We start from the raw sequence: 23,259 nt of genomic DNA, 5'->3' as shown, positions 1-23,259 counted from the left end.
TGTCTTCCAGGGGCATACGGCTCCTCGGAGGCTGATAATCATGGGACCGTTGCTCGTTGTTCTTCTGCTCGCACTTCTTCTCTTCGGTGCGGGATTCGCGCTTCATCTGCTGTGGTGGATTGCCGTCATTGTGCTTGTGCTGTGGCTGCTCGGATTCGTCATGCGCGGCACCCACTCCAGCGGTGGCAGGGGCCGCTGGTACCGCTGGTAGCGGTGAACACACAATTCATCGGAGGGTGTCGCCCACTCAGGGGGCGACACCCTCCTCCTCTTTGCGCCGGATCAGCGGACCGCCGCGACAGTCACGCCGGATCGGGGTCGGGGACGGGGTCCGCGGCCGGGGCGGGGACGACGCGGAAGACCTGGTCCAGGCCGAGGACGCGCAGGACGCGGGCGGTGGCCGGCGGCACGCCGGCCAGCGCGACGTCCGCGCTGTGGGCGCGGGCGCGGTTGCGCGCGCTGATCAGGGCCGTGATGCCGCTGGAGTCGCAGAAGCCCAGGCCTGACAGGTCGACGGTCAGCAGCTGCCCGGCCTGCAGGGCGAGGGCGTCCACGGCGGCGCGGAATCTCGCGGCGCTGTCGTAGTCGAGGTCGCCGGCCACGGTCAGCAGCGGACCGGTGGGAATCTGCTCGCTGGTGAGGATCATCGCGGCCGTCATCACGCGGCGCCCGGACTCGTGGCCGCGGGCCCGGGTGCGGGGACGCCGAGGGCGAGCAGCGCGGTGTCGTCGTCCAGGCCGTCGCCGAAACCGGCCAGCAGGCGGGTCACGGCGGCGACCGTCGCATGCGCGCCGGCAGGCGCCAGGCCGTCGACGAAGGTGTGCAGGTCCTCCTCGCTGTAGCGGGGACCGCCTCGGGTGCGGGCCTCGGTCAGCCCGTCGGTGTAGAGCAGCATCGTGTCCCCAGGACGCAGAGAAGTGGTGGCGGAGGCGAGGTGGGGATCGGCCAGGACGCCGAGGAGCATGCCGCCGGGAGTCGGCAGGAAGTCCGCGGTGCCGTCGGCGCGCAGCAGCAGCGCGGGCGGATGGCCGCCGCCGGCCAGCTGCACCGTGACGGCGCCGCTTCTGCCGCCGGGGGTGAGGATGCCCGCGACCACGGTGCAGTAGCGGGGGTCGCTGCCGCTGTAGCTCTCGTGCAGCGCCGCGTTGAGCGTGGTCAGCGTGTGGACGGGGTCGCTGTCGATGAGGAACGCGGCACGCAGGGTGTAGCGGATCAGCGAGGTGACCGCGGCGGCCTCGGGCCCCTTGCCGCAGACGTCGCCGAGGAAGAAGCCCCAGCGCCCCCGGTCGAGGGGGAAGAGGTCGTAGAAGTCCCCGCCGATGACGTCGACGGACGCGGGGTGGTAGTACGCCGCCGCGTCCATGCCCGGCATCCGCGGCAGCGCCGGCGGGAGCAGACTCTTCTGCAGGATGGTGACGACCCGCTGGAGGCGGGCCCGCTCGGCCTCGACGCCCTGGTGGGCGGCCTCCGCCTCGGCACGGGCCTGCTCGGCCTCGCCCCCGGCCTGCTCGGCCTGCTTCCTGGCGCGCAGCAGCTCCTTCTCGTAGGCACGGCGGTCGCGGGCGTCGAAGACCGTGGTGCGGATCAGCAGCGGCTGCCCGTCGCTGCCGGCCTTGACGGAGGAGGTGACCAGCACCGGCAGGCGGCTGCCGTCGGCGCACCGCAGTTCCAGGGCGATACCGGAGAGCTGGCCCTGCATGGCCAGCAGCGGTGCGAAGTGCGTCTCGTGGTAGAGCTTGCCGCCCACGGTGAGCAGGTCGGCGAAGCGCCTGCGCCCCACCAGCTGGCTGCGGGTGTAGCCGAGCCACCCCAGCAGGGTGGCGTTGGCCTTGGCGATCTGCCCGTCCAGCATCGTGGACAGGTAGCCGCACGGCGCGTGCTCGTACAGATCCTCGGCACTGTCCTCAAGCAGCGCCGAGAACTGCGCGCGCTCCGCGTCGTCCACGGTCTCCTTCCCGGTGCCGGTGCCTCGGCCTGCGCCTCTGCCTGTGCCGGTGGCCCCTTCCGCGTCGTCGCCGGAGGTCCCGCACCTCACCGGGGTGGCCCGGCGAAAGCCACGATCTCCCGCGCGGTGGCGTCGGGGGCGCTCAGCTGCGGGCAGTGCCCGGTGGCGTCCAGCGTGACCAGCCTGCTGCCCGGGACGACCGCGTGCACGTACGCGCCCACCTCCCGAGGGGCTATCACGTCCTGCGCGCACTCCAGGACCAGCGTGGGCACGCTCACCGCCGCCAGCTCCGCCCGCGAGTCGGACAGGAAGGTCGTGTGCGCGAAGACCGCGGCCATCACCGGGTCGGTCGCGCAGAAGCTGTTGGTCAGCTCCTCCCCCAGCTCGGGACGCTCCGGATTGGCCATGATCACCGGGGCCATGGCCGCTGACCAGCCCAGATAGTTCGAGTCCAGCGATTCGAGCAGCTCGTCGATGTCGGCCTCGGTGAAGCCGCCGGTGTAGCCGGTGGCCGGGTCGTCGATGTAGCGGGGCGAGGGCGCGACCATCACCAGCTTGGCGAACCGCTGCGGCTCCCGCTCCGCGGCCAGGACCCCGACCATCGCACTGACCGAGTGCCCGACGAAGACCACGTCGGTCAGATCCAGCTCGCCGCATATGTCCAGCACGTCGTCCGCGTAACCCTCCAGCGAGGAGTAGCGCTCCCGGTCCCAGGCCGTCGGATCGGAGCGCCCCGACCCGACGTAGTCGAAGAGCACCACCCGAAACCGCTCGGCCAGCTCCGGCAGCACCAGGCGCCACATGTTCTGATCGCAGCCGAAGCCGTGCGCCAACATGACCACCGGCCCGTCGCGCCGCCCGGTGACCGCCACGTTGTTCCTGCCGACCGCGTCCATATCCCACATGGTCCCACCTCCGGCACGGCACCGGCCGATCAGCCGACAAAAAGATATCCCCCAATGGACCCGCCGCCGAAGCTCCGGGTGTTTTCGCCACCCGGGAAATCCGAGGCCTGCCGCCGCTCTCACCGCCCGTCCGCCGAATCCGCGCCGGCACGCCGGACGAAATGTGCCACCCACCGATTACGGATAATCCATCCGCCCGGGGAGAATTCCGCGACCCCCTCCGCGGCATGCCCGTCGCGGAGACCCGTCGTATCACCGACGGTTCGGTCCGACGCAGTCACCGCCCGGACGGTCCACCCGGCCGGACGCCGCTCAGGCGGAGGGCGACGCAGTCGACCGGCAGCATGACCAGGGCGGTCGTACCGCCGGAGTCCGACGGGCGGAGCTGGATGCGGATGCCGTGCCGCAGGGACAGCCGGCCGACCACGAACAGGCCCATGCGGCGGGACACCGCGACGTCGACGGTCGGCGGGTTGGCCAGCCGCTCGTTGACGTCGGCCAGGTCCTCGGGCGACAGGCCGATACCGGTGTCGTGGATCTCGATGAGCACCCGGCCGTCCGGCAGCGCGTGACCGGTGACCCGCACCTTGGTCTGCGGCGAGGAGAACGACGTCGCGTTCTCCAGCAGCTCGGCGAGCAGGTGGACGAAATCGTTGACGATACGGCCGGTGACCTCGGCCGACGGCACCGAGGTCACCTCGATGCGCTCGTACTGCTCCACCTCGGAGGCCGCGGCGCGCAGCACGTCGACCAGCGGCACCGGGCGGGTCCACCGGCGGCCCGGCTCCTCACCGGCGAGGACCAGCAGGTTCTCACCGTTGCGGCGCATACGGGTCACCAGGTGGTCCAGCCTGAACAGCGACGACAGCTGGTCCGGGTCGGCCTCGCGGGACTCCAGCTCGGAGATCAGCGACAGCTGGCGCTGGATGAGGCCCTGGCTGCGGCGCGCGAGGCTGGCGACCATCGCGTTGACACTGCCGCGCAGCAGCGCCTGCTCGGCGGCCAGCCGGACCGCCTCCCGGTAGACCTCGTCGAAGGCGCGGGCCACCTGGTCCACCTCGGGCTCGGAGAAGGTGCCCAGGGACTCGGCCGCCAGGTCCATACCCGGGTGGTCGGGCTGGGACAGCAGGGCGACGATCTCCGGGAGCCTCCGCCTGGCGAGGTCCTCCGCGGCGTCCTGCAACTGGCGCAGGGCGCTCGCACCGCCCGCCTCGGGAGGCCATATCCGGTGGGCCCGCGATTCCTCGATGATCAGCCTGGCCTTCGCCTCCGCGTCGGACAGCATGTCGTCCGCGGTCCGCACGAGGCCCCGTATCCGCTCTCCCGCGCTGTGCAGTCCCTCCGGCGATCCCCCGCAGGTCCGCGTGGGCAGGCTCTCGAACTCGGTCTCGACAGAGGACCACAGTTCGGCCGCCTGCTGCTGCACGGCGGCCGCGGTCCGGCGGGCGTGGTCGATCGCACGCTCGGCCTCGACCGCCGCACGGTGCCGCACCTCCATGGCGTGCTCGTGCGCCTGTCCGCGCACCGACTCGGCCTCGGCGACTGCCGCCGCGACGATGTCCTTGGTGGCGTACCGTATGCGCCGCAACGCGTCCTGTGCGTCGCGCTGCCGGCTGTTCACCTCCCGCCAGCGGTCCTTCCATTCCCCCGACCGCTCCGGCTGGGCGGCGAGGAGTGGCGCGACACCCTCGTACAGCCCAGGGGCACCGGTCAGGACCCTGACGAATTCCATGACGACGTCCAACGAGGGCAGGAAGGTTCCCGAGAAGGCCTCGTCGATGTCGGCCACCGTGAGCTTCGGCTCAGCGGACGCCGAGGCGATCTGGCTCGCGGGAGGCGCGCCGAATTCGAGGTGGAGCCGTTTGAGGCCCTCGGCGAAGTCCGCCAGCGCTCCGTCGTAAGCCGTGAGCGTCTCGAAGTCGTGGCTGTCCACGCCATGGCCGTTCAGCGTCGCCACAGTGCTCCTCGCATCCTGGGTGGGACCATCTCCGTGAGCCGGTCGGTGTCCTGCGTCTCCTCGTCATCCGCGTCAGGGGACGCCGGTGGACGAGAACGCCTGGAGGTCGTGCCACCGGACCACCACGAGCCCCTCGGGTCCGGCCACCGCGAGACCGTCGTCGACGGCGGCCATGGCGCGGGCCGTCACGCCCAGCGGCAGGACGCGGGAGGTGGCGGATCGGTGGTCCCACACCCGCACCGTGGTGTCCGTGCCCCCCGTGGCGAGCAGGACGCCGCCCCGCGCTCCGGCGAGAGTCACCATGGCGGTCACGGAACCGCTGTGCCCCCTCAGCGGCTGCCCGACCGCTCGGGCGGCCAGCGGGTCCCAGATCCGCACGGTGCTGTCGTTTCCCGCGGTGGCCAGGAGAAGCCGGCCGTCAGGTCCGGCGAAGGAGACGACGGCCCGGACCCACGCGCTGTGGCCGGCCATCGCAGGCCCGACGGCCTGACCTGTCTTGAGGTCCCAGACGCGCACAGTGGCGTCGTTGCCGGTGGTGGCCAGCAGCCTCCGACCGTCGGGGGCGGTCAGCGTGATCATCGCCCGGACCCAGTCGTGATGGCCGGTCAGCGGCTGTCCGACGGCAAGACCGGTGAGGGCGTCCCACACCCGCACCTCGCCGCTGCTCGTCCCGGCCGCGAGCAGCGGGCGGCCGCTGGGGGCTGTACACGCCGCCAGTGATATCACCTGAGGACCGTCCGTGTTCAAGGGCCGGCCGACGGCCTGCCCGCTGAGCGCGTCGCGCACCTCCACCGTACGGCCGGTCACAGCGATCGCGAGCAAGGGCCGGCCGCCGGGATCGGTGAACGCCGCCATCGCCCCGGCCGAGCCGGATATGACGGTCAGGGCCTCACCCGCGGTGTGGCCCGTCCTCGGGTCCCGTATCCGCACATCCCCGGCGTTCTCCCCGGTGACCAGCAGGGAGCGGCCGTCCTGCCCGGTGAAGGCGAGCATGGACAGGACGTTGGTCGCCTTGCCCGCGGTCGCCTCCCGGACCGGCTCGCCGACCTGCGGGTCCCACACGCGGACCGTCCGGTCCTCACTGCCCGTGGCCAGCAGGGGACGGCCGTCCGGGGCGGTGAATGCGGCCATCGCGCCCGTCGTTCCCAGCCGGCCGGTCAACGGCCAGCCGGCATCCCGGCCGCCGACCGGAGGCCCGACATGGACCTGGCCGTTGCTGCCGCCGGTTGCCAGCAGGGCGCTGCCGTCCGACGCGGTGAACACCGCCAGCGACAGCACGCCGGCCCCATGGCCGGTGAGCGGATCCCCGACGGCCTCTCCGGTGAGCGGGTCCCAGATCCGCACGGTGTGGTCCTGGCTCCCGCTGGCGATCAGGAACAGACCGTCCGGGCCGCGGAACGCGGCCACCGCCCAGACCCGGTGCCCGTGGCCGGTCAGCGGCTTCCCGATCTGTGCGCCCTCCAGCACGTCCCACAGTCTGACTTCGCCGTCGCTGCTGCCGGTGGCGAGCAGCGGCCTGCCGTCCGGAGAGGTGAACACCGCCATCGACAGCACGCCGGCCCCGTGGCCGGTGAGCGGATCCCCGACGGCCTCTCCGGTGAGCGGGTCCCGGACACGGACGGTCCGGTCGTCGCCCCCTGTCACGAGCAGGCAGCGGCCCTCCGCCGTGGTGAAGGCGGCCATGGAGGTCACGAAACCACTGTGGCCCGTCGCATGTTCCGCGGTGCGTCGGCCGGTGAGGGGATCCCATATCTCCACCACCTCGGCTTCGCCGGCCGTGGCGAGCAGCGGCCGGCCGTCCACCGCGGTGAACGGCACCACCGTCCCCACCAGGGCGTGGTGGACCATCGGCCGTCCGATCGCCTGCCCGGTGAGGGGGTCCCAGACGCGAACGGTGAAGTCGTCGGCCGCCGTGGCGAGCAGCAGCCGCCCGTTCGGCGAGTCGAACGGCGCGATCGCCCACACTCCGCCCTCATGGCCGTGCAGGGTGAGATGGAGGGGCTGCGGGGCGAGATGCGCCCACCGCACACCCCACGTGGCCTCGGCATCGCCATGACGGGCAGCAGGCGCGTGAAAAGCGCCCGACGTGCGTGCCGTTCCCAGTTCCCGCAGTCCGGTCCGGTCGTCGGCCCGCGCGGTGGCGGCATTGTGCTGGGTGGCGATCGCCCCCGCGACAGCCGGGGGGACTTCGATCCGCCCGAAGGCGCGCATCATGAATTCGGCCACCAGCGAGACGATGTCGACGCGGTCCAGCACACGCGGGTGGCGTGCCACGTGCTCCCACGCGTCCTGGCCGGCCAAGGCGATGTGCGCCGCGAGGTGATCGACGAGATAGGGATTGAGCACCATGCCGACGGGTTCCCCGTCCGCGCGCTCGGTGAGCGCCTCGGCGACGGCCTTGTGCACGTCGCGGACATCGGCTGATTCCGTGGCGAAGAACTCGGTGAAGGTGCGGTGCGCGAGACGGTAGACCGTCTGCCCCGCCTCCGTGTCCAGGACCAGGTAGGGCGCCGCGGCAGCGGTGAGCGCGTGGATGGACGCGTCGGAGACGGGTGCCGCCCCGGGGCTCAGCGCGCTTGCCGCGGTCGCCCAGACCCCGTCGCGGATGGGCAGGCCGCGGCCTTGTGAGAAGGCGAGCGCCCGGAGCAGCGGACCGAAGGCGGTCGAGCGGTTCGTGAGCCGGTCGACGGCACGCGCGAACAGGTCGCGGTGGGTGCTCGTCTGCAGGAACCCGAGAGCGTCCGCCTGCGCCGGATCGTGGAGGATCTCGTGCACCGCCAGGCGGGCGTGCAGGAATTCCTGCCCGCTGTGCCCGAGGTCGATGGCCGCTCGTTCGATCTGCGAGGGATGGAGGAACACGACGTTCCGCTGCACGGCATGCGTCAGCCTGCGGCGGATGTAGCGGGACATGGCGTGGGGGTCGCGGGCGACCACCAGCCGCGTGACCGTCCCCCGGTCCTTCACGGCGGGCGGCGACAGCGCGTCGAGGATGTTCCGGTCGGTGGGAGCGGGAAGGTCGGGGCCCTCCAGGGTGGACCCGCGCGTACCGACGATCGCGCGGACCCGGGGCAGGGCCGTGAGCGGACGGATCAGCCTGTCCGCCAGCAGCAGCGGGTCGGCGGCTTCGTCGAGTGCGTCGAGCAGCATCGTGAAGGGGGTGGTCCGGCGGGACACGCTGTCCACGAGCCAGTCGATCCGCTCGCTGACGGAGAGTTCGCTCGGCGGGCTGCCGCATCCGGCGGCCTCGGCAAGGCGGGCGACGGCCTGCTGCGCCGTGGCGCCGGAGAGGTGGAGCACCGCGTCGAAGGGGTCGTCCGGGCAGCGCGCGCCGGGGGGAAGCGGACTCAGGTGGCCGCCGCGCAGCAGCAGTTCACGTAGTCGGGGCCTGGACAGCAGGAGTACGTGCCCCAGCAGTGCCGACTTCCCCGCGCCGGCCGCACCGGTGACGGTGAGCAGGCCCCGATCGGCGGTGTTCAGCCAGTCCAGGATCGCGTCCCGCTCGTTCTCGCGGCCCTCGAAGTGCCATGACTGCTCGCCCAGGTCGGCGCCCGCCGCCTTGGGAATGAAGTGCCGCTGCTCGTCGGCCGGCAGCTGGTCGATGACGGCCTGGATCTCGGCGAGGAGGTCCAGGGTCGTGGTGATCGCCCCGGCCGCCGCGGGCACGGTGCGGCGCAGCATCGCCCGCCCGGTCGACACGTGGGGCACCACCGGGCAGTCGCGGAGGTTGCGGCCGAGTTCCGTCGCGAGATCGCGCAGGTCGATGGCGCTGTCGGCCGCGAAGGTCCGGTTGAGGACGGCGTCCAGGGCACGGCTGAACGAGCCGAGGTCGGCGGTGGACCGGTGGGAGGTGGACACGAGCAGGAAGTTGTGCGGCCGGTCCGCGGCCAAATGGGCCGCGGCGCTGAGCAGTTCCACGAAGCGGTCGGAGCGGCAGGCGTCGATGACGACGATCGCCCAGTGGTCTCGGCTGTCGATGTGGGCCTGGCGTGCCGTGAGATAGGCCAGGATCTGCTCGGGCGCGACACCGCTGTGCAGGAGCGGGCGCGGGCTGGCCGCGTGGGCGAGCAGCGCGCGGTCGTCGTTGCTCTCGCCGTGGCCGGCCCAGTACAGGAAGGTGTCGGAGGGACGTGCCGGGTGTGCCCAGCGACTCAGGCGGTCCTCCACCGCCCCGGCGTCCCGTTCGGTCTCCGGAACCTCCCACGGAGCGGTCTCAGGCCCGAAGGAGGCGAGCGCCTCCGCCACGGATCTGACTTCGGCGGCGGTGTCGAGATCGTCATGGTGCCGGTAGCCGCCGATGTCGACGGGGAAGAATTCCAGCCCGAACCGGGGTAATTCGTCAAGAGCCACGTTCAGTACCTCAGCCCGCGGCTTCCCCGGGGCCGTGAGCCATGACCAGCTGCGTCACCGGCGCGACCCCGCCGGCTGTGACGGACACCCGGAACAGCCCCGGAGCGGGCGCGGCAAGGGTTGCGCGCAGTCCGTCGTCACGGGCACTCAGCCGGCCCCTCGCGACCTGGCGCCCGGTGTCCGCGTCCGTGAGGACGCAGCTCGCACCCGCGGCCTCGGTCCGGCCGGTGACCCGTACCTCCCACGGGTCCCCGGCGGTGACGCCTTCGTCAGGTACCACCACGCCCAACTCGCCGGACCCCATCGGCGGGCCGACGCGGTCGTCGTACTCGGTGAGAACGGCGTGGACGTACCTGAGCACCGTCTCGTTCCCCGCGAGGGCTCCGTGCTGCACGGGCAGGTAGACGGGGCCGGCCGCGCCACGGTGTGCCGCATCCCGGTAGACGGTGCCGTCGCCTTGCCGGTCACGGCGTTCGGGGACACCGTGGGCGTCCCGCCGCAGGTGCCCGTCGGAGTGGGTGAGGAACGCCTCGAACCGGGGCGTGACCACCGCCCCGTCGACGCGGATGCCCTGCACGGTCTCCTGCCCCACCCCGACGACCGCGCGGTGGTCGGGCAGCGCCGCGGCGCCGGGCGAGCGCATCCTTGTCTGGCGTGCCTGCACGGCGGACGCGAGTTCCCTGTCGCCACCGATGGCCTCCACCGTCGGCGGGTCCAGGCGGCCGGCCTCCAGCCCCCGGTCGACACAGCGGAAGTCCGGCAGAAGTTCGTGCACCCCCGGAAGCGTCGCGGCCAGGGCTTGCAGACGCCGCACGACCCGCCGCGGGATCCGGCTGCCCCGGTCGCCGTTCAGCACCACGGCGGCCTTGGCCGAGCCCAGGAAGGGTGTGCCGAGGGTGATGACCGTACGCGTGTCCGGCAGGAGGTCGCGGTGCCGTTCCAGGGCCGCCAAGGTGACCAGCCCGCCCATGGAGTGCGCCACGAAGACCAGCCGTGGAGGCCGGTCCCACAGCCTGCGCAGGGCCGGTTCGGACGCGGCCGCGGCGGTCCAGGCCTCCAGATGGCGACGGGCCGCCTGCGCGAGCAGCCCCCCGTTGTACTCCACCGGAAGGCGCCAGTCGTAGGGAAACGCGAGGAGGGCACGTGGATCAGCCACCGCGTCCCCCACCGTCCGGCACAGGGCGGCGTAGGGCTCGAAGCCCTGGAAGATCGGCGCCCAGGACGGCACCCTGAGCAGTGCTGTCGCGCGCACACGCCCGTAGGACCCGGCGCGCTCCCGGGGCGTGAGGTGCAGATCCTGGAGCGTCAGGGGGTTCTGCCACATCTGCTCCAGCAGGCGTGGGCTGATGCCCCACAACAACCGGCCGTCCTCGGCGTCGCGCAGCTCACTCCCCATGAGCCCCGGTACGACGACGACGGCGTCGTACGTGACGTCGGAGCGCGGCGGCGGGCTGCCACCCCATAATCGTCCGACACCCGGGCGTTCCGTCATTTGTCCCCCCACTTCCCATGCCCCAGCACACTACCGGGCGCCGGTGCGGCTGCGGGCACGGCCGGCTCCCCGGACAACTCGCCCGCCTCGTACGGCCGGACAGCAGGCCCGCACCCGTCGTGGTCGACGTGCAGCGCGACGTCGTCCACGCCGCCGCCCAGGACGCCATCCGACGGACTGGCCCGTCGTCGGACGGCCGAGCGCCGCGCACAGGTCGGTCATCAGACCGCCGCCTCGTCGCGGGCGCGCAGCGCGGGCAGGACGGTCCGGCCGAACAGCAGCATGTCCTCGTCGTACTCCGGGAAGATCAGCATGAGTCCGTCCAGATCGGCCTCGCGCACGATGTACCCGATGTGCTCGGTGACCGTCGCGGCCGAACCGGCCACGTACGCGGTCTGGAACGCCGCCTCGCCCTCGGCGCCCTCGGCCCACGCGCGGGCCTGGTCCTCGGGCACGCCCCAGGCCCGGCGCATGTCGGCGAGCGCCTCGCGGTCGAGTCCCGCGCCCCACTCCCTCACCTTCTCCGCGGCCAGCGCGTCGGTCTCGTCCTGGACCACGGTGAGCATCGAATAGGTCTTGCAGACGCGGTCGTGCGCCTTCGCCCTCGCGTGGACGTCCGCCGAGAGCGCCCGCATCTCGTCGAGGCTCTCGGCGGCGAGGAAGGCACCGTCGGCGTGCCGGGCCTGGAAGCGGCGCGCGTCCTCGGACTTGCCCGCGCTGATGATGGTCGGGCGGCTCGCCGGATGCGGGCGGGACTCGCAGTCGACGAGGTCGAAGTAGGGCGTGCGCATCGTGACCGAGGGTTCGGTCCACAGCCGGCGGACCGCCTCCGTCCACAGCTCCGTCATCCGGTAGCGGTCCTGGTGGCTCAACTCGGCGTCCCAGAGGCCGAACTGCTCGAACTCCTCCGCATAGGAGCCGTTGACGATGTTCAGGCCGGCCCGGCCGCCGGAGACGTCCTGGAGGGTGGTGAGCATCTTCGCCGCGATGGCGGGGTTGTGCACGTTCGCGTGCAGGGTGGCCCAGATCTTGACCCGGGTGGTGGCCTCGGCGAGCGCCGACATCAGCGTCATCGACTCCAGCGAGCGCCCCCAGTGGTCGGTGGTCCCGCCGAAGCCCCGCCACTTCGCCATCGACATGATGAAGTCGAGGCCGATGCTCTCCGCGCGCAGGGCCGCGCGCTTGTTCCACGCGTAACTCGCCTCGGGGTGCGGCGCCGTCGTGGACACCATCCATCCGCCGTTCCCGACGGGCAGGAAGATTCCGTACTCTTTCGCTGACACGTTGTGGGCCTTTCCGTGGGATTCCGGGCACCGGCTCGGCGCGGCCGCCCCGCGCCGGCACGGCTACGGGGCAGGCCAGACGAGCTTGCCGGCGGCGTGGACACTGCTGGCGAACGAGGTGTCGAACCACCCCTCGGCCTTGGCGGCGGTCACGCCGGCCGGCACGATCCCGAACTGGTGGAGCATGTCGACGAGTTTCGCGACGTTGGCGGGGTCGATGCCGCCCAGCGGCTGTCCTGGGGTCGGGTTGTCCTTGACGACCCGCGTCTCGGTCTTCCAGATGGTCGCGTTCAGCGCCTTGTCGTACGTGGGGCCCGACAGCTTCGCCGCGTAGCCGACGCACTCGGTGATGTGCTCCTGGCCGGACGAGCAGTAGTCGTAGGCGTGCAGCGCCGCGCGCAGGACGTCCTGGACCGCGTGCGGATGCGCCTTGGCGAAGGCCGGGTTCACGGCCATCGCGCCGATCGAGCTGGGGATGCCGTAGTCGACGGGCTGCCACACGGTGACGTCCTTGCCGGCCGCCTTGAGCTGGTTGGGCTCGTTGGAGACGAATCCGGTCAGCGCTTCGAGGCCGCCCTGCTCGCGGGGCAGGACGGAGGGGTCGTATCCCTCCTTGACCAGGGTGAGCGAGTCCCACCTGACCCCGGCCTTGACGAGCATCGCCTCGACGGCCGCGGGCACGTAGCCCTTGTGGCCGACCACCTTGCCGTCGAGCTGCGTGAGTGCGGTGATGTCCTTGTTCGTCATCAGGATGTCGAGGCCCGCGTTCGAGTACGAGGAGATGCCCGTGATGTCGATGCCGTTGGCCTGGGCCTGGATGACGTCCTGTTCCGCGACGGCGGACACCGTCGCCTTCCCGCCGGCCAGCAGCTTGGTGTTCTGCGCCGTGTCGCCGGTGCCGGGCTTGAGGGCGACGTCGAGGCAGAGGTCCTTGAAGTAGCCGAGTTCGGCGGCGGCGACGTATTCGAGGATCGACACCGACGACTGGTACTGGTAGCCGGACAGATACGTGATCCTGCCCGCGGCCTTGTTCTCGGCGCAGCGCTCGGCGGAGATCGCCGAACCCTCCGAGCCCGCCGCGGACTTGCCGCTCGAACCCGAGTCGCATCCGGCGACGCCGGCGGTCAGCACGACGGCGGCGAGGCCTGCGAACCCTGCTCTGATCAGGCGATGCTGCATGGATGACTCCAGAAGGGCGAGGCGCCGGAGGCGGCGCGGGCGCGGGCATGGATCGCCGAGCGCCCGGCCCGCGTGGGCCATGCGCGCGGCGGCAACGGATCAGTCCTGGGTGCTGTCGTGCCAGTGCAGAGCCCGGCGCTCGACCAGCGTGACCGCGAGCAGGAGGGTCACGCCCATGAGCGCGAGGACGAGGATCGACGCGTAGACCACCGGCAGCTGGTTCATGGAGGAGGCCACGCTGATCGCCGTGCCGAGGCCGCGGGTCGACCCCGACGCCGACATCTCGGCCACCACGGCGCCGATGATCGACAGCGGGAAGACGATGCGCAGCGCGGCGAAGACGAAGGGCAGCGCGTTGGGCACGCGCAGGTGCCACAGCAGTTCCACGCGGCCGGCGTCGATCGTCCGGTACACCTGGAGCACCTCCTGCGGCACGGACCGCAGACCGGCCGCGGTGTTGATGAGGATGGGGAAGAAGCAGATCAGGCCGGTGATGATCAGCTTGGGCATCGGCCCGAAGCCGAAGGCGACGACCAGGGCGGGAGCTGTCGCCACGATCGGGGTGACGTTGAGCACGACGGCGATCGGCATCACCGCCCGCCGTACCAGGGGGAGTTCGCTGGTCAGCACCGCGAGGACGAAGGCGGTGGCGAACCCCAGCCCGAGCCCGGCGGTCGCCTCGCCGAGGGTGACCAGGGCGTTGTGGACGTAGTAGCCGGGATTCCCGGTGAGCGACCTGCCGACGTCCGGCAGCGGCGGCAGCAGGTACGGCAGCCTCCTGGCCCCCCACTGCCAGAGGACCGCGAGAACCGCCAGCATCACCACGAGGGGCAGCCACATGGCGGGCCGGAGCCAGGCCGGCAGGGACCACCGCGGTCGGCCGGGACCGGATCGCGACGGCTCGGCCGGCGGCCGCGCCTCGGACTCCGCTGTGCCGCTTTCCTCGGCTACGGACATGTCCTCGAACCCCCCACTCAGGCGGCGTCGCTGTGCCAGGCGCGGCGCAGCCGCTCTCTGACCAGGTCCTCGTACGCGTGGAAGCGGCGCTCCCCGAAGAGGCGTTCACCGCGCGGCCGGGGCAGCTCGACCTCGATGGTCTCCACGATGCGGCCGGGCCCCGGGGCCATCACGACCACGGCGTCGGAGAGCCGGACGGCCTCGGTCACGGAGTGGGTGACGAACAGCACCGTCGTCTTCAACTCGTCCCACAGACTGAGCAGTTGGTCCTGGAGGCTCTCGCGGGTGAATTCGTCCAGGGCCGAGAAGGGCTCGTCCATGACGAGCACGTCGGGTCGCAGTCCGAAGGCGCGTACGATCGCGACGCGCTGCCTCATACCGCCGGACAGCTGGGCCGGAAGCTTGTGCACGGCCTCGCCGAGACCCGCCTTGACGAGGAGTTCCCGCATGGAGGCGGTGTCCGGCGCGGTCTCCCGCCCGGTGAAGCCGGGGATGCGCTCGCGGCGCCTGGCGGCGCCGCGGTTGATCTTCTGCGGCAGTGTGACATTCCGGAGTACGGACATCCACGGCAGCAGGGCCGGGCTCTGCGGCACGAGACCGATCATCTTCGCGGCGCACGCCTCGGCCGGCGTGACCCCGTGCACCCGGACGTCGCCGCGGTCGGGCCGTTCGAGCCCGGCGACGAGCCGCAGCAGGGTCGACTTGCCGCAGCCGCTGGGCCCGATGAGGCTCACGAACCGGCCGGGCCGCACCACCAGGTCGACACCGTCGAGGGCAACCGTCGCGGAGGGCCCGACCCCGTAGGCCCGGCGCACGGACCGTAACTCAAGTGCAGGCGCTCCTGGCACCTTCACGCTCCCCTCCATGTCGCGGGCGCGTAGGCCCGATCCCGGAAGTCGGAGAGCGTGCGTGGCGGGTTCGGCCGACTGCCACGCGGAAATCCGCTTGAGGTCCCCGACCGTAGCCATCGTGTGTTTCTGCCCACCACCGCCGCCGGTTACGCACGGTCGCAGCACAGACCGACCGGGCGTTCCCTCCCGCGTGTCATTCGACGTCGACGCAGGGCCGGTGGTGCGGGTCCCCGCCGCAGGCGCAGACGCCGGACCGGAGCCGCTCGGCCGGGACGCGGGGCCGCTCGCGCTCGGTGACGTCAGACTTCCGTCATGGGTCCAGGCGGCCGAAACCCGCGCGAGCCGCCCTAGTGTCCCCCGCCATGAGAGTCACCCAGCGCCGATCCGCCAACGGGCCGTGGCGCAGCCCGCTCCGTGGTCCATGGCTGACCTCGGTGTTCGGCCTCGTGCTGCTGGCCGGTGTCCCCCTGCTCTTCGTCACCGGCCTGCTGTCGTACGCGGCCTACAATCCCGGGCTGTCGCCGGTGAACGACAAGACGCCGGACAAGGGCCTGCTGGGCTTCTACCTCTTCGCCTGGCCGACCCATCCGTACTGGCTGTACCGGGTCAACCAGGGCGTGCACGTCACCTTGGGCGTCGTCCTGGTGCCGGTGCTGCTGGCCAAGCTCTGGTCGGTCGTGCCCAAGCTGTTCGTATTCCCGCCGGTGCGCTCGGCGGCCCAGGCGCTGGAGCGGCTGTCGCTGCTGCTGCTGGTCGGCGGCGGGCTGTTCGAATTCCTCACCGGTCTGCTCAACATCCAGCTGGACTACGTCTTCCCCGGCTCGTTCTACCCGCTGCACTTCTACGGCGCCTGGGTGTTCTTCGGGGCGCTCCTGGCGCACGTGGCGCTCCGCCTGCCGCTCGTCCTGCGGTCGCTGCGCAGCCGGGACTTCCGAGCCGAGCTGCGGACACCGACCGCGCGGACAAGGCCAGAACCGGCCGACGGCAGCGGGCTCGTGTCGTCCCACCCTGCGCAGCCCACGATGTCCCGGCGCGGCGCGCTGGGCATGGTGGGGCTCGGCTCGGTGACGCTGTTCGCGGTGACGGCAGGGCAGAGCCTCGGCGGACCGCTGCGGGAGACCGCCCTGCTCGCCCCGCACGGCCGGAACCCGGGCAGCGGACCCAACGGCTTCCCGATCAACAAGACCGCGGCCCTGGCCCGCATCAGGCCCGAGGACGTCGGCGCCGACTGGCGGCTCGTGGTGCGGGGCGGGGGCAGGCAGACGACGCTGACGCTGCCGCAGCTGCACCGACTGGCCCGACACCGCTCCACGTTGCCGATCGCCTGTGTGGAGGGCTGGTCCACCGAGAACCAGGAGTGGGAGGGCGTCCGGCTGCTCGACCTGGCGAAGCTGGTCGGCTACGGCGACCGTCCGCCGGGGGTGTTCGTGGAGTCGGTCCAACTCGCTGGCTCCTTCCGGGCGGTGGCGCTGCGCGACAACCAGGTTCGCGACCCGCGTTCGCTGCTGGCCCTGCGCGTCAACGGTGCGGCGCTCTCCCACGACCACGGCTACCCGGCCCGCGTCATCGTCCCCGCCGCGCCGGGCGTGATGAACACCAAATGGGTCGGCCGGCTCAGCTTCGGGGCGACCACCTTCACGAGGCCGGCATGACACCGCCGCCCGAACCCGCCGACGGCCGAGCCCCCCGGCTCAGGGACCGGACGCTCACGGCACGCTTCCGGCGGCGCTACGGGGACTCCCCGCCCCACCTGGTGGTCCTTCTCGCCTCCTTCGCCGTGTGCGGTTACGCCGCCGTCCGGCTCCTGGACCGCGACTGGTTCGGTGTGGCGAGGTGGATCGTGCTGGCGGCGTTGCTCCACGACCTGGTGCTGGTCCCGGTGTACGGCGGTGCCGACTGGGCGCTGCACAAGATCCTGGGGGCGAGAGGCCGAACCGCGCCCGGATCGGCGCCCGCGCCGCGCGCCGCGCTCGTCAACCACATCAGGGTCCCCGCGTTCCTCTCGCTGCTGGCGCTCCTGGTGTACTGGCCGCTCATCTCCCGGAGCCGCAGCCGGTCCTACACCTCGGCCACCGGACTGGCCGCGGACGTCTTCCTGACCCGCTGGCTGCTGCTCACCGCGGCCTTCTTCGCCCTGTCCGGCATCCTGTTCGCCGCGGGCCGGTTGCGGCGGCGCCGGGCGGGCCGGAGCCGGGCCGGGGGGCGGTCGGCAGGGTGAAGTCCTTACGAACTGATGGTGGCGCGGCCGGAACACGCCTACCCAGGGTCATCGGCGCCTAGGGTCGCCGCATGCGCGTACTCGTCACCGGCGGCGCGGGCTTCATCGGCTCGCACATCGTCGCCGCCCTCGCCGCCGACGGCCACGAGCCGGTCGTCCTGGACGCCCTGCTGCCCTCGGCGCACGCCGTGCCGCCGACGCTCTCCGAGGCGCCCTGGATCCACGCCGACGTCAGGGACCCCGCGGCGGTGACGGCGGCGCTCCGCGGTGTCGACGCGGTGTGCCACCAGGCGGCCATGGTGGGCCTCGGCAAGGACTTCGCCGACGCCCCTGACTACGTGGCCTGCAACGATCTGGGCACGGCCACGCTGCTGGCGGCCATGGCCGAGGCGGGCGTACGCGACCTGGTCCTCGCCGGGTCCATGGTCGTGTACGGCGAGGGGCGCTACGACTGCGGGCGGCACGGCCAGGTGGCGCCCGGCCCCCGGGCCGCCGCCGACCTGGCCGCCGGCCGGTTCGAACCGCGCTGCCCGCGCTGCGGGGCGCGGTTGGCCCCGGGGCTGGTCGACGAGGAGGCGCCCGCCGATCCGCGCAACGTGTACGCCGCCACCAAGCTCGCGCAGGAGCATCTGGCGGCGGCGTGGGCGCGGGCGGTGGACGGCCGGGCGGTGGCGCTGCGTTACCACAACGTGTACGGGCCCGGGATGCCGCGCGACACCCCGTACGCCGGGGTGGCGTCGTTCTTCCGCTCCTCGCTGGCCCGCGGCGAGGCGCCGCGGGTCTTCGAAGACGGAGGCCAGCGAAGGGACTTCGTCCACGTAGGGGACGTGGCTGCGGCGAACGTGCTGGCGCTGGCCGCGTCGTCCGGCAGGGCGGCCGGGAGCTTCCGTGCCTACAACACCGGCAGCGGAACCCCGCACACCGTCGGGGAGATGGCGACGGCACTGGCCGACGCGTACGGCGGTCCCGCGCCGGTGGTCACCGGCGAATACCGCCTCGGCGACGTCCGGCACATCACAGCGTCCTCCGAGCGGCTGCGCGCCGAACTCGGCTGGCGGCCGCGGATCACGTTCGGCGCGGGGGTGGCCGGCTTCGCCCGCGCCCCGCTGCGGCCGGCGCGCGGTCCCGACCCGCGTCCGGCCCTGAGCGGCCCGCGCCTGGAAGGGAGTTGACATGCCCGGCCGTAACGGCGTCCCACCGATCGCCGACATCGTGCTGCCCTGCCTGGACGAGGCCCGCGCGCTGCCCTGGGTGCTCGGCCGGATCCCGCCCGGCTGGCGGGCGATCGTCGTCGACAACGGGTCGACCGACGGCTCCGCCGCCATCGCCGCCGGGCTGGGTGCGACCGTGGTGCGCGAGACCCTGCGCGGCTTCGGCGCCGCCTGCCACGCCGGACTGCTCGCCGCCGAGGCCGAGTTCGTGTGCTTCTGCGACTGCGACGCCTCGCTCGACCCCGCCTTGCTGCCCGCCTTCGTCGAACGGATCGCGGCCCGCGACGCCGACCTCGTGCTCGGGCGGCGGAGGCCCGAGCGGCACGCCGGGTGGCCGCTCCACGCGAGGGCCGGCAACCTGGCACTGGCCAGGATGCTGCGCCGCCGGACCGGTCTGCAGCTGCGGGACCTCGGGCCCCTGCGGGCGGCGCGGCGCGACGCGCTGCTGAGCCTCGGGCTGGCCGACCGGCGCAGCGGCTACCCGCTGGAGATGGTGGTACGGGCCGCCGACGCGGGCTGGCGCGTCGTCGAGCAGGACGTCCCCTACTTCCCGCGAGCCGGCAAGTCCAAGGTCACCGGCACCTGGCGCGGTACCTGGCAGGCCGTCCACGACATGCGCGGGGTCCTGGCGGCGCCGCCGGTGCCCGCCACCGCCGCGCGGGGAGCGGCCCGGCCCGGCGGGACGGAACCCGGCACGGGCGGTGTGCCCGGCCCGGCGGCGCACGCCTCGGTCGAGCGCGGGAGCGTGCGATGACGACGCTCCTGGTGATCGCGAAGGAACCGGTGCCCGGCCGCGTCAAGACCCGGCTCACACCGCCGTATTCCCCGCGGGAGGCGGCCGCGTTGGCCGAGGCGGCGCTCGCCGACACGTTGGCCGCCGTCCTGGCCGCTCCGGCGGACCGCCGCGTGCTGGTGCTGGACGGCGTGCCCGGCCCCTGGCTGCCGCCGGGCATCGACGTCGTACCGCAGGCGGAGGGCGGGCTCGACGACCGGCTGGCAGCCGCGTTCGGGCGGTGCGACGGCCCGGCGCTGCTGATCGGCATGGACACCCCTCAGGTGACGCCGGCCCTGCTGCGGCCCGCGCTGGAACCCGCCGCGTGGGAGGGGTGCTCCGCGTGGTTCGGCCCGGCCGCGGACGGCGGGTTCTGGGCGCTGGGCCTGGCCGATCCCGATCCGGCGCTGGTGAAGGGCGTGCCGATGTCCACGTGCGAGACAGGCCGGTTGCAGCACGAACGGCTCACCGCCGCGGGCCTGGCCGTCGGGGAACTGCCGCTGCTGCGGGACGTGGACACCGCCCTCGACGCCGAACTGGTCGCGGCGCAGGCGCCGCACACCCGCTTCGCCGCCGCCATGGCCCGGCTCGCCCCGGCGGAGGCGCGGTGAGCGCGCCCTTCACCGGGGTCCCCACCAGCCGGCGCCACGACTGGTGGAGCGCCGACCCGTACACCCGCGCGTTGCGCACCGGCCGGGGCCCGCTCTATCTGCACCGCGCCGACGGCTGGCTCCTCCCGCTGGACGTCGAACGCTGGTGCTCCCGGCCGGACGCGGCGGATCTCACCGTGCTCGCACGCTGCCGGGGGCCGGTGCTCGACATCGGCTGCGGACCGGGCCGGCTCATCACCGCGCTGGCCGAGCAGGGCCGCCCCGCGCTGGGCATCGACGTCAGCGCCGAAGCGGTCCGCCGTGCCCGGCGGGCCGGTGGCAACGCTCTGGCCCGCTCGGTGTTCGACCCGCTGCCGCGTGAAGGGGACTGGCGGACAGGGCTGCTCATCGACGGCAACATCGGCATCGGCGGCGACCCCGCCGCCCTGCTGACCCGGATCGCCGAAGCCGTCCATCCCGCCGCGGCGCTGATCGTCGAGACCGCGCCCGACGGCGCGGGCGACGACCTGGACGAGAAGGTCCAGGTCCGGCTCGGCAACGGCATCGGCGCCCACAGCCAGTATTTCCCCTGGTCCCGGGTCGGCATCAGCGCGCTGACCCGCCACGCCGCCTCCGCGGGATGGCGTCCCGCCGACACCTGGACCTCGTCGAACCGCCGCTTCGTCGCCCTGCGGCGCTCTCCCCGGCAGCCCGCGGCTCCCGGGGACGCCGCCGCCGAAGCCTCCGGAACACCGTGACGCGGAACGGGTCGGCGTGCCGGCGGGCCAGGGCAGGGGGTCGGTCACCGATGCGGGCGGACTGCGGTGCCCCTGCGCCGAAGTGCCCGTGCCACCGGGTCCGCGGCCGCTTCCGGACGCGGTGACTGCTCGGCCGCCGGGTCGCGAGGAGACCGGCGGTCCCGGCCTGTTCGCGCCCAGAGGATCTTCTGTGCGAGGAGGGTGAGGCAGCCGGCCACCACGATGCCGGCGAGGTTGAGTGCCAGCTGACAGGCAGAGGTGAATGCCTCGTGCCAGGCACCGTAGGACAGGGCCAGCGCCGCGTCGGCTGCGGCGGGCACCGTGGTCACCGAGATCGCCACGCCCACCAGCGCACCGGACTTGGCCGAGGTGAGGGAGAGCATTCCCGCGACGCCGGCGAGGAGGGCCACGACGAAGGAGTCGGCGGTGGGCTGCCAGATGAACTGGGTCGCCGGGTGCGGGGCGTCGAACCGCGCGCGGTTGAAGAGTCCGAAGAGGTCCATGAGCGCGCTGAAGGCACCGGTCGCCGCCGTCGCCGCGGGGAAGCCGACCAGCAGGGCGATCGACGAACGGCGCACCAGGCTCCGTTGCCGCCGGATCAGACCGGTGCAGAAGCCCGCGAGCGGTCCGAACTCCGGTCCCACCGCCATCGCGCCGACGACCAGGATGGCGCTGTCCAGCATCACCCCGTAGGCGGCGAGCATGGTGGCGAGGGTCAGGAAGGCCATGTAGGTGACGCTGAGGGTGGATTCCTCGTGGCTCAGCTCCGTCATCGACTCCCACAGCACCGCGTCCGCTCCGTCGCCGGGCGCCGCCTTCTCCGCGGCGTCGGCGCTGCTGGACAGCGACAGGTCGACGGGGTCGGCGGAGATCGAGCCGCGTTCGTCGACGCCGAGCCCGCGCAGTTCGGCCAGCAGGGCGTCGGCGGCCTCGCGGGCGACGTCGGCGGTGACGAGGTCGCCGACCGGATCCAGGGCGGCGCCCTTGACAACCGTCAGGTGAGTCGCCCCGACGGCCGACGATATGCGCCTGGTCACCTCGCCGGTGAGGTCCGCCGGGACGATCAGCCGCAGATGGAGCACCGCCGCCTCCGGTGGGATCGTCGTCGTGTCGCGGCACCCGCCGTCCGCGGGCGCCTTCGGGGAAGACCCTACGCAATCAGGGACCCCGCGTTGACCGCCCCGAGCCGCTTCACCAGACGGTGATCAGCAGGTGGTTGACGAGCAGGGCCGTCGCGGCCTGCGCGGCCAGCCACGGGCGGTGGTCCCGGCGCGGCAGGAAGGCGGCCGCGGTCGTGAGCCACAGCGTGAAGGGCAGCCAGATGCGCTCCGTCTCGGCTTTGCTCATCCCGGACAGGTCCGCCGCGAGAACGGCCAGCAGGAATCCGCAGGGCAGGAGCACCGCGGCCGCCGTCCGCGGGTCCCACCGCCTCCACCCGCCCTCCACGGGCGCCGTCACGGCGGCGAGAGCGCCGCGCAGTCCGGCCGCACAGGCGAGGCCGGCCGCCGCGACCACCGTGGCGAGGTCCCCGAAGAACCAGTAGCTGTAGGGCCGTACCCCGCCGTAGCCCTGGTAGTAGCGCGTACGCAGCAGCCCGTAGGCCTCCCACCAGTCGAACCCGGCGGCGGTGAAGACGGCGGCGACCCCGGCGATCCCCAGCAGGAGGTACGGGACAGGGCGCAGGCTGCGCGCACAGAGCAGGATCGCGGCCGCGGGCACGACCAGGAGCGTCAGCCCGTAGGAGAGGTAGAAGGCCGCGCCGAACAGCAGCCCGCTGCCGAGCCCGGCGGCGGCCGTACGCCCGGGGGACGTGCGGGTGGCAGCGAGGGCGAGCAGGGCCAGCGCCCAGGCGGCGACACCCGTGAAGTAGCCGTCAGCGGAGGCACCCACCCAGACCGCGCCCGGGAAGAGGACCAGGAAAGGCGCCGCGGCGCGGGCGTGGTCCTCGCCGGTGAGGAGCCGCAGGGTCGTGAGGACGGCCACGACCGCTGACGTACCGGCGGTGATGCAGAAGGCTCCGGCCCAGGCTCCGCCGCCCAGGCCGATCCGGTCCAGGCCCACGAAGGTCAGGACGGCCCCGACGGGATGTCCCGCGATGTGCGCGGGCCAGTGGTCCGGCGAGCCCAGCAGGATGTGCCGGGTGAAGCCGCGCACCGCCGGGCCCGCCTCGTCGAAGCGCCGGACACCGACCAGGTATTCGCCGCTCGCCTCCAGCCGGCCCGCCACGCCCCGCTGCCAGCCGTCCACCAGGGCCAGGGACCAGGTCCACGCCGTCGCCCCCGCCCACGCCGACCACAGCAGCGCCCGCCAGGACAGACGTCGCGCCAGCGCGGGTCCGTAAACGCACACAAGCACCGCGATGATCGCCGCCGGCGGAGTGCCGGGGCCGACGTGCGGCATCCACCATCCCTCCAGCGGGGGGAAGGGAGAGCGGAGGACATAGCTGTCGCGCTGCAGGTAGCCGCCTATGCCGGCCATCGCCGCGAAGAACACGAGTGCCGCGCCGCCGGCGACCAGATCCCACCGCCTGCCATGGGCGGCAGTTGCGTCACTGCCGCCGTCGCCGGGGACGGCCTGAGCGGCTTCGAGCGGAGAGGAGGTCCTTGGAGTCACCCGTCGTACCGTAGGGACTTCGCGGCCGTGGATGAGGGTGTGAGGGCAGGACGTCAGACTTTCGTCATGACTCCGGCCGGCAGATGCTCCTGTCCGGCCCCGGGGCCCGTAGTGACGAAAGCCCCACAGCGTCCTCCGGCCCGGTGGCCGGGCCGGGCCGGCTGAGCCGTTCCCCGGGCCG

At 72.9% G+C, this 23,259-nt stretch carries 19 protein-coding genes; 7 read left to right on the top strand and 12 right to left on the bottom strand.

Annotated features, from left to right (window positions below; translation table 11 throughout):
- Window positions 1-40: 40 nt before the first annotated feature.
- The gene (locus tag OG900_23945) at window positions 41-211 is read left to right on the top strand and encodes a DUF5670 family protein (protein ID WUH92856.1); all 171 of its coding nucleotides are present in this window, start codon (window positions 41-43) and stop codon (window positions 209-211) included.
- A 91-nt stretch (window positions 212-302) separates the two neighbouring features.
- On the opposite strand, the gene OG900_23940 is transcribed toward OG900_23945, so the two are convergent.
- The 10 genes from OG900_23940 to OG900_23895 all read right to left on the bottom strand — a co-directional run bounded on the left by OG900_23940 (window position 303) and on the right by OG900_23895 (window position 14,919).
- Complete coding sequence (locus OG900_23940; protein ID WUH92855.1) at window positions 303-659, bottom strand: STAS domain-containing protein; 357 nt, start codon at window positions 657-659, stop codon at window positions 303-305.
- Complete coding sequence (locus tag OG900_23935) at window positions 659-1,945, bottom strand: SpoIIE family protein phosphatase (GenBank protein WUH92854.1); 1,287 nt, start codon at window positions 1,943-1,945, stop codon at window positions 659-661. Before OG900_23935 ends, OG900_23940 begins: the two co-directional genes overlap by 1 nt.
- 86 nt (window positions 1,946-2,031) lie before the next feature.
- Window positions 2,032-2,841 (bottom strand): alpha/beta hydrolase, encoded by an 810-nt coding sequence (locus OG900_23930; GenBank protein WUH95895.1) that lies wholly within the window; start codon window positions 2,839-2,841, stop codon window positions 2,032-2,034.
- Window positions 2,842-3,127: 286 nt separating this feature from the next.
- Complete coding sequence (locus OG900_23925; GenBank protein ID WUH92853.1) at window positions 3,128-4,807, bottom strand: ATP-binding protein; 1,680 nt, start codon at window positions 4,805-4,807, stop codon at window positions 3,128-3,130.
- Between the two features lie 72 nt (window positions 4,808-4,879).
- Window positions 4,880-9,154: a WD40 repeat domain-containing protein gene (locus OG900_23920; GenBank protein WUH92852.1), complete on the bottom strand. Its 4,275-nt coding sequence runs from the start codon at window positions 9,152-9,154 to the stop codon at window positions 4,880-4,882.
- Between the two features lie 10 nt (window positions 9,155-9,164).
- Window positions 9,165-10,646 (bottom strand): hypothetical protein, encoded by a 1,482-nt coding sequence (locus OG900_23915; protein WUH92851.1) that lies wholly within the window; start codon window positions 10,644-10,646, stop codon window positions 9,165-9,167.
- A gap of 221 nt (window positions 10,647-10,867) precedes the next feature.
- On the bottom strand, window positions 10,868-11,929 hold the full coding sequence (locus OG900_23910) for an LLM class flavin-dependent oxidoreductase (GenBank protein ID WUH92850.1): 1,062 nt from the start codon (window positions 11,927-11,929) through the stop codon (window positions 10,868-10,870).
- Between the two features lie 63 nt (window positions 11,930-11,992).
- Window positions 11,993-13,108 carry an ABC transporter substrate-binding protein gene (locus OG900_23905; GenBank protein ID WUH92849.1) on the bottom strand — a complete coding sequence of 372 codons (1,116 nt, stop codon included), beginning with the start codon at window positions 13,106-13,108 and terminating at the stop codon, window positions 11,993-11,995.
- A 99-nt stretch (window positions 13,109-13,207) separates the two neighbouring features.
- Window positions 13,208-14,065: an ABC transporter permease gene (locus OG900_23900; GenBank protein WUH92848.1), complete on the bottom strand. Its 858-nt coding sequence runs from the start codon at window positions 14,063-14,065 to the stop codon at window positions 13,208-13,210.
- A gap of 17 nt (window positions 14,066-14,082) precedes the next feature.
- The gene (locus OG900_23895; protein ID WUH92847.1) at window positions 14,083-14,919 is read right to left on the bottom strand and encodes an ABC transporter ATP-binding protein; all 837 of its coding nucleotides are present in this window, start codon (window positions 14,917-14,919) and stop codon (window positions 14,083-14,085) included.
- Between the two features lie 359 nt (window positions 14,920-15,278).
- On the opposite strand from OG900_23895, the gene OG900_23890 reads away from it, so the two are divergent.
- The 6 genes from OG900_23890 (at window position 15,279) to OG900_23865 (ending at window position 20,465) form a co-directional block, all read left to right on the top strand.
- A complete protein-coding gene (locus tag OG900_23890; protein ID WUH92846.1) occupies window positions 15,279-16,568 on the top strand; it encodes a molybdopterin-dependent oxidoreductase in 1,290 nt (429 codons plus the stop codon).
- Window positions 16,565-17,134, top strand: coding sequence for a hypothetical protein (locus tag OG900_23885; GenBank protein ID WUH92845.1), 570 nt, complete (start codon window positions 16,565-16,567; stop codon window positions 17,132-17,134). Before OG900_23890 ends, OG900_23885 begins: the two co-directional genes overlap by 4 nt.
- A gap of 71 nt (window positions 17,135-17,205) precedes the next feature.
- Window positions 17,206-18,306: an NAD-dependent epimerase/dehydratase family protein gene (locus OG900_23880; GenBank protein WUH92844.1), complete on the top strand. Its 1,101-nt coding sequence runs from the start codon at window positions 17,206-17,208 to the stop codon at window positions 18,304-18,306.
- A 1-nt stretch (window position 18,307) separates the two neighbouring features.
- The gene (locus OG900_23875) at window positions 18,308-19,099 is read left to right on the top strand and encodes a glycosyltransferase family 2 protein (protein WUH92843.1); all 792 of its coding nucleotides are present in this window, start codon (window positions 18,308-18,310) and stop codon (window positions 19,097-19,099) included.
- Window positions 19,096-19,728: a DUF2064 domain-containing protein gene (locus tag OG900_23870; protein WUH92842.1), complete on the top strand. Its 633-nt coding sequence runs from the start codon at window positions 19,096-19,098 to the stop codon at window positions 19,726-19,728. Before OG900_23875 ends, OG900_23870 begins: the two co-directional genes overlap by 4 nt.
- Window positions 19,725-20,465, top strand: coding sequence for a methyltransferase domain-containing protein (locus tag OG900_23865; protein ID WUH92841.1), 741 nt, complete (start codon window positions 19,725-19,727; stop codon window positions 20,463-20,465). Before OG900_23870 ends, OG900_23865 begins: the two co-directional genes overlap by 4 nt.
- Window positions 20,466-20,509: 44 nt before the next feature.
- Here OG900_23865 and OG900_23860 read toward each other — a convergent pair whose 3' ends face one another.
- Together OG900_23860 and OG900_23855 are read right to left on the bottom strand one after the other, a co-directional pair.
- Window positions 20,510-21,547 (bottom strand): DUF389 domain-containing protein, encoded by a 1,038-nt coding sequence (locus OG900_23860; GenBank protein ID WUH92840.1) that lies wholly within the window; start codon window positions 21,545-21,547, stop codon window positions 20,510-20,512.
- Between the two features lie 109 nt (window positions 21,548-21,656).
- Window positions 21,657-22,958, bottom strand: a complete 1,302-nt coding sequence (locus tag OG900_23855; protein ID WUH95894.1) for a hypothetical protein — start codon at window positions 22,956-22,958, stop codon at window positions 21,657-21,659.
- Window positions 22,959-23,259 lie beyond the last annotated feature (301 nt).

It is taken from the genome of Streptomyces sp. NBC_00433 (assembly GCA_036015235.1).
Taxonomy (GTDB): domain Bacteria; phylum Actinomycetota; class Actinomycetes; order Streptomycetales; family Streptomycetaceae; genus Actinacidiphila.
This window is presented reverse-complemented; position numbering and strand designations above follow the sequence as displayed.

Excerpts from the sequence above, each read along its gene's own strand:
- OG900_23945 (WUH92856.1), top strand. The coding sequence starts at position 41 with ATGGGACCGTTGCTCGTTGTTCTTCTGCTCGCACTTCTTCTCTTCGGT.
- OG900_23940 (WUH92855.1), bottom strand. The coding sequence starts at position 659 with ATGACGGCCGCGATGATCCTCACCAGCGAGCAGATTCCCACCGGTCCG.
- OG900_23930 (WUH95895.1), bottom strand. The coding sequence starts at position 2,841 with ATGGACGCGGTCGGCAGGAACAACGTGGCGGTCACCGGGCGGCGCGAC.
- OG900_23915 (WUH92851.1), bottom strand. The coding sequence starts at position 10,646 with ATGACGGAACGCCCGGGTGTCGGACGATTATGGGGTGGCAGCCCGCCG.
- OG900_23905 (WUH92849.1), bottom strand. The coding sequence starts at position 13,108 with ATGCAGCATCGCCTGATCAGAGCAGGGTTCGCAGGCCTCGCCGCCGTC.
- OG900_23900 (WUH92848.1), bottom strand. The coding sequence starts at position 14,065 with ATGTCCGTAGCCGAGGAAAGCGGCACAGCGGAGTCCGAGGCGCGGCCG.
- OG900_23890 (WUH92846.1), top strand. The coding sequence starts at position 15,279 with ATGAGAGTCACCCAGCGCCGATCCGCCAACGGGCCGTGGCGCAGCCCG.
- OG900_23885 (WUH92845.1), top strand. The coding sequence starts at position 16,565 with ATGACACCGCCGCCCGAACCCGCCGACGGCCGAGCCCCCCGGCTCAGG.
- OG900_23880 (WUH92844.1), top strand. The coding sequence starts at position 17,206 with ATGCGCGTACTCGTCACCGGCGGCGCGGGCTTCATCGGCTCGCACATC.
- OG900_23875 (WUH92843.1), top strand. The coding sequence starts at position 18,308 with ATGCCCGGCCGTAACGGCGTCCCACCGATCGCCGACATCGTGCTGCCC.
- OG900_23870 (WUH92842.1), top strand. The coding sequence starts at position 19,096 with ATGACGACGCTCCTGGTGATCGCGAAGGAACCGGTGCCCGGCCGCGTC.